The 5,227-nt window shown below is 55.1% G+C and carries 5 protein-coding genes and 2 pseudogenes; 5 read left to right on the forward strand and 2 right to left on the reverse strand.

Annotated features, from left to right (window positions below; translation table 11 throughout):
- On the forward strand, positions 1-194 hold a 194-nt coding region (locus tag AAAC48_RS27860; RefSeq protein WP_340657304.1), incomplete at its 5' end, for a hypothetical protein.
- Positions 195-513: 319 nt separating this feature from the next.
- Here the strand turns inward: AAAC48_RS27860 and AAAC48_RS27865 are convergent.
- Positions 514-975, reverse strand: a pseudogene (locus AAAC48_RS27865) (inorganic phosphate transporter); the annotation flags it as partial.
- A gap of 385 nt (positions 976-1,360) precedes the next feature.
- Between AAAC48_RS27865 and AAAC48_RS27870 the strand changes: the two are divergent.
- On the forward strand, positions 1,361-2,470 hold the full coding sequence (locus tag AAAC48_RS27870) for a YdcF family protein (RefSeq protein ID WP_340657305.1): 1,110 nt from the start codon (positions 1,361-1,363) through the stop codon (positions 2,468-2,470).
- Between the two features lie 266 nt (positions 2,471-2,736).
- On the opposite strand, the gene AAAC48_RS27875 is transcribed toward AAAC48_RS27870, so the two are convergent.
- On the reverse strand, positions 2,737-2,946 hold the full coding sequence (locus AAAC48_RS27875) for a cold-shock protein (RefSeq protein ID WP_340657306.1): 210 nt from the start codon (positions 2,944-2,946) through the stop codon (positions 2,737-2,739).
- Positions 2,947-3,400: 454 nt separating this feature from the next.
- Here AAAC48_RS27875 and AAAC48_RS27880 point away from each other — a divergent pair, with 454 nt between their 5' ends.
- The 3 genes and pseudogenes from AAAC48_RS27880 to AAAC48_RS27890 all read left to right on the forward strand — a co-directional run.
- Positions 3,401-3,880 carry a GNAT family N-acetyltransferase gene (locus tag AAAC48_RS27880; RefSeq protein ID WP_340657307.1) on the forward strand — a complete coding sequence of 160 codons (480 nt, stop codon included), beginning with the start codon at positions 3,401-3,403 and terminating at the stop codon, positions 3,878-3,880.
- A gap of 34 nt (positions 3,881-3,914) precedes the next feature.
- Positions 3,915-4,940, forward strand: coding sequence for a glycoside hydrolase family 3 N-terminal domain-containing protein (locus AAAC48_RS27885; protein ID WP_340657308.1), 1,026 nt, complete (start codon positions 3,915-3,917; stop codon positions 4,938-4,940).
- Between the two features lie 26 nt (positions 4,941-4,966).
- Positions 4,967-5,227, forward strand: a pseudogene (locus AAAC48_RS27890) (ABC transporter substrate-binding protein); the annotation flags it as partial.

Genomic DNA, 5,227 nt, shown 5'->3' on the forward strand with positions numbered 1-5,227 from the left:
ATTTCAAAAGTCTATCAGGCCGTCGTGCCGAGCTGATGCTGGATTCATTTGAAAGCAAGCCGGTCCGGACGCCTTTCACCATCGCATCGATTTTCGGCGGCGTTGCGGTCTTAGCCAATGAGCTCCAAAAACCTGTTGCATTGGACGTGGAAACATCAAGCCACCCCTGGGCAGCCTTCGCCTTGCAGGCATGAGAGGAAAGATGCGGCTAATCGAAATACCAATGTACTGCGAATGAAGTCCCGCCCACGCATCGATGTGATGCAATGCGGAAAAGCTAGCGCTCTTCCACGCGAAAACTTAACAATCAGAATTCACTGTCATGCTCGAGATCAGGCAACACAAGAGTTGTCGTATTTGGGAATGTCCGCCGCCAAGACATCGGCGCGCCCGCTCCGCCGGCATAATATTGCTGATCAATGAAAACGATGCAAATATGCATGCCAGCAAGGTTAGCATTTGGCTGATCCAGAGCGATTCCCGCTCCGCGCCAATGTTGCGACCGCGCAAGGATTACAGACTGAACCCAGCAAGAAAATAGAACAGCGCTGAGATCATTGCAGCTGCCGGCATGGTGATCAGCCAGGCTATGACGATGTTACCGGCCAATCCCCAACGCACCGCTGAAACTCGCCGGGCCGCTCCGACGCCGACTATGGCACCAGTGATTGTATGCGATGTCGACACAGGTATGCCGAGCCACGTTGCTCCAAACAGCGTCAGCGCACCGCCCGTCTCGGCGCAGAAGCCTTGCATTGGGTTAAGCCGGGTAATCTTTGACCCCATGGTGTGAACGATGCGCCAGCCGCCGAAAAGCGTACCGAGAGCCATCGCCGACTGGCAGGCAATCACGACCCAAAACGGAACTCTGAATTCGGTTCCAAGATAACCTTGCGAGAACAGCAGCACGGCGATGATGCCCATGGTCTTCTGCGCGTCATTACCGCCATGGCCAAGTGAGTAGAGCGAAGCCGAATGCCGATAACGAATACCAGTCGGCTTGGGTGGGAGCCCTTGCGACCGGATCGATACGAACCTGGACCTCATGAATTGCTCTGATTGAAACCGTTCAAGCTTTCGCCGCCGTTCGATTTATGCACATTGCGTATCTGCAACTGGGTACTTGGCGCCGCCGACGCAAACCAATTTGATTTCTCAGATCAAATGCGGGGATCCGCGACCCGCATGTTCGGATCCTCTCTTTCAACTGTAAAACCAGCAATTGGCATTATATTGGTATGCGATTTGGTTTCAATTTTCAATAAATATCTTCGAAAATGGCGCGGTTCACTCCATCGTCTTGACAGATTGTAAGAAGTGGATTGATATTGGTATCTATTTAATTGGAGGGGGAATTCGCATGTCAGCTGTTATTGTTCCACTTGGACCCAAACTCAAAGCGCTGATGTTTCCTGTCGCGAATGCAATTGTTCCTCCGGTTTTTGCCGGCCTTCTTTTCCTTGCTACTTCCGTACAATCCTTCGCGTTCGATCAGCAGAATGCGTCCCGGATCAAGACGCTCGTCGATACGGGGATGCAGTATTACTGGACCGGCGGCGACGTCAAAAAGGCGGAAGCCGAGATATTTAAGGGCATCACGCTGCATGGTCGCTATGACGTGGTCGAGCAATCCTTCGCTGAAGCTTCGAAACTGGCACCGGAACGGCTTGATTTCCGCTTCGCCGTCGCTTCGTCGCAAATCCTGCAGAAGAATGTCGATGGCGCGCGGGCAACCTATGAGGATATCCTGGCCAAGGACCAGACATCGTTCGAAGCACAGGCCTGGCTTGAGGCGCTCGCGCGGATTGGCAATGATGAAACCGGGGCTTCTCTCGCCCATCAGGGTCTGTCAGGGCTCGATCGTGACCGTGCCGAGGCCTATCGCCTGCGCTTTGTGCGCGCCGAACAGATCATGGCAGAGAAGCCGAATCCCGAAGTTCCGGCTGTATCCGGCAAGGTGATGATCGTCGCCCTCGGTTATGCCTTGGCCAAGGACGGCACCGCCGAGAAGCCGTTGCTCGACCGGCTGGATGTGGCGCTCAAGGCGGCTCAGACAAATCCAACGGCGCGGGTCATGGTTACCGGCGGGCAGCCGCAGGCGGGCGTCACCGAGGGTGATGTGATGATGAAATGGCTAGTCGAGCACGGGATTGACCGCGACCGGATCCTCATTGAGGACAAATCAAAGGATACAGTCGGCAATGTGCTGAACGTCGCCAACCTGCTCAAGCGCCACACCGCAGACAGCGTTATTCTCGTGACAAGCTCCAGTCATATGCGCCGTGCCCGGACGCTGCTCGAGGACGCCCTGAAACAATACGACATTTCCGCAAACGTCTTGCCGGTGGTAGCACTTGACGCGCCTTCGATAGAAGAAGCAGCCAAGGTGTCACCTGATGAGCGTCTAGTGATCTATCGCGACCTGATGCGCGTTTCGGGCCTCTGGGCCTATCCAGGGTTGCAGCAGTAACACACCTGAGCAAACGACGGCGATCATGCTAGAGGGCGCGGGCCGACAAGGTCCTACAGCCGATGCTCGGCCCGCAAAAAGTGTGTCGTTGAGATCAAACGCAACGGCCTCGAAGACGCCCCAAAGGCCTCTGGAATCGATCCGGAACTGACTCAAGGGCAATAGACCAGTTTCGTGCAAGGACGCATCGTCCCCAAACGTATCGTATGGAAACACCTCTATTCCTGGCAGGATTTTCTTCCTAAGTGCTACTGCAGACTAGACCATCAAAGCGCGCTCAATTGATCAGCGGATGTCTTGCCTGACCTCTTGTCCTGCACGAGCTCGTAACTGATTTTCTGACCGTCATTGAGGCTGCGCAATCCAGCGCGCTCAACCGCGGAGATATGGACAAACACGTCTGTACCGCCGTCATCAGGTTGGATAAAGCCAAAACCCTTTGTCGCATTGAACCATTTAACGGTGCCTTTGGCCATGTGAACCCTCCCTGTCGCAATACCAAGCAACACATCGATAGCGCGATAAGCCCGCCGCCACAATGACGTCGTTCAATATCATCGAATTCCTCGGCATCGCACGTTTGTGGCGGCGATCGTGCGCAGGTGCGGTTCGATAGGCATGGCCTTCACATCAGGTAGAACCGGGAATGTGATTATTTCACATTCCCGATTGAATAGGCTCGTGCGTTGCCGCGTCATAAAACAACGACAAGGCCCTTCGCCTTCAGGACTTGTTCGAGATTTGCCGACCTCCATCACCGACTCACCCTGCTTGTATGAGACGATGCAATCGGAGTGCGCTTGCGGGGGTGAGGTGCAGAGCACTCCTTGGCAATAATAAAGCGATTGACAAGATGACGTAAAAAACCAAATCTATTACATTAAAAGGGGATATATTCCATAATATTGGAATTTAATTTAGGAGAGACGCGTGGCTGATCTGCTTGTAAGCTTATATACGAACAGGTTGTCCATTCTTAAGGAGCAGGCCTGTCGTGTCGATGTGCAAATCCGGTCTGTCCTCCCCCCTGAAATGCAACTCGTCGTTGATTGGGTTCGCGATAATTTCAGCAACAACTGGGCCAGCGAAGTCTCAGTTGCCATCACACGCCAGCCATCCGCCTGCCTTATCGCCATCGACCACGGAAATCTGGTCGGTTTCGCCTGTTACGACACAACTGCTCGCGGCTTTTTTGGGCCAACAGGCGTTCATCCAGATAGTCGCGGCAAAGGTGTGGGCATCGCGCTCTTTTCCGCGTCGCTGCAGGCCATGAAATCCATGGGCTATGCCTACGCGATCATTGGCGATGCGGGTCCTGTCGATTTCTACGTCAATGCCGTTGGTGCCATGACAATTCCTGCCGACGACAAGGGAATCTACCAGGGCATGTTGCGCGCCAAGAAAATTTGAGCCCCGCCCCGCCACAATCCACGGAGTCAACATCTTGTCCAGACAATCGCCTCTCGCCCTGTTTGTAGGCATCCCCAACCCAACCTTGTCCCCGGATGAGATTGCCCTGTTCCGGGAGACCAACCCCCTAGGTCTCTTTGTAGGCCGCCGCAATCTGCGTGAACCAAACCAGGTCAAGGCACTGATCGAAAGCTTCCGCGAGGCGGTCGGCCGCGACGATGCCCCCGTCTTCACCGATCAGGAAGGCGGCCGCGTCCAGCATCTCGATGCGGGGCCTTGGCCGTTGTTCCGCAGCTTCGGTCAATTTGCCGAACTGGCGCGCCATGATCTGGCGCTCGCGAGAAAAGCATTGCGCCTTTCATCGAGCGCCATGGGAACGATGATGAGCGAGCTTGGCCTCACCAGCGGCTGTTCGCCGGTACTGGATCTGGTTTTCCCGACCACGAGCGCGGTCATCGGCGCACGGTCATTCGGCGCCGGTCCCAAACTCGTGGCGACGCTGGGCCGCGAAGTTGTCGAGGGTCTGCTCGAGACCGGAAACATGCCGATCATGAAACATATTCCGGGTCATGGAAGGGCAACACTCGATTCTCACAAGGAACGCCCATTGGTCGATACGAGCAAGGAAATGTTGCTTGCCACGGACTTTAGGCCGTTCATCGATCTGAAGGACACGCCATGGGCCATGGTCGCTCATGTGGTCTATTCGGTCTACGACAACGAACAGCCTGCCTCGGTGTCGCCCATCATGCATGACGTGATCCGCAACGATCTCGGCTATGACGGCGTCCTTATTTCCGATTGCATCTTCATGAACGCGCTTGAAGGCACGATGCCGGAACGTGTGAAGCAGGTGCTGGATGCCGGTTACGACATTGCCCTGCACAGCCACGGCGATGTTGCCGACAGTGCGGCCGCTGCAAAGGCTGCCCGTCCGTTGAGCGCTGCAGCTGTGCGGCGCATCGCTGCCGCAGCGGCCCGCCTCGGATCACAAAGGGTGAACGTCGCTGACGTTCATGCCCAAGTCGAAGACATATTTGCCAGTGCACTCGTAAGCTAAGTCAAAAACCAATCAGGGGAATAAATATGTTCAAGAACCGTTTGCTCGCCGTCGCATCCGCCCTTGTACTGCTTTCGTACCCTGCCGTGGCGCAGACCGTACTAACCGCCAATATCGAGCCCGCGACGACATGGGTGAGAAACTTCAACCCGTTCAATCAAACGTCATCGCGCCAGAGCACGCTCGATTTCATTTATGAGCCGCTTGTCATCTTCAATCGCTTCGACAATAACAAGCCGAATTTCCGCCTGGCGGAAAGCTTCAAGTTGGCCGACGATCTGAAGAGC

Source organism: Phyllobacterium sp. (assembly GCF_037994405.1).
Taxonomy (GTDB): Bacteria; Pseudomonadota; Alphaproteobacteria; order Rhizobiales; family Rhizobiaceae; genus Phyllobacterium.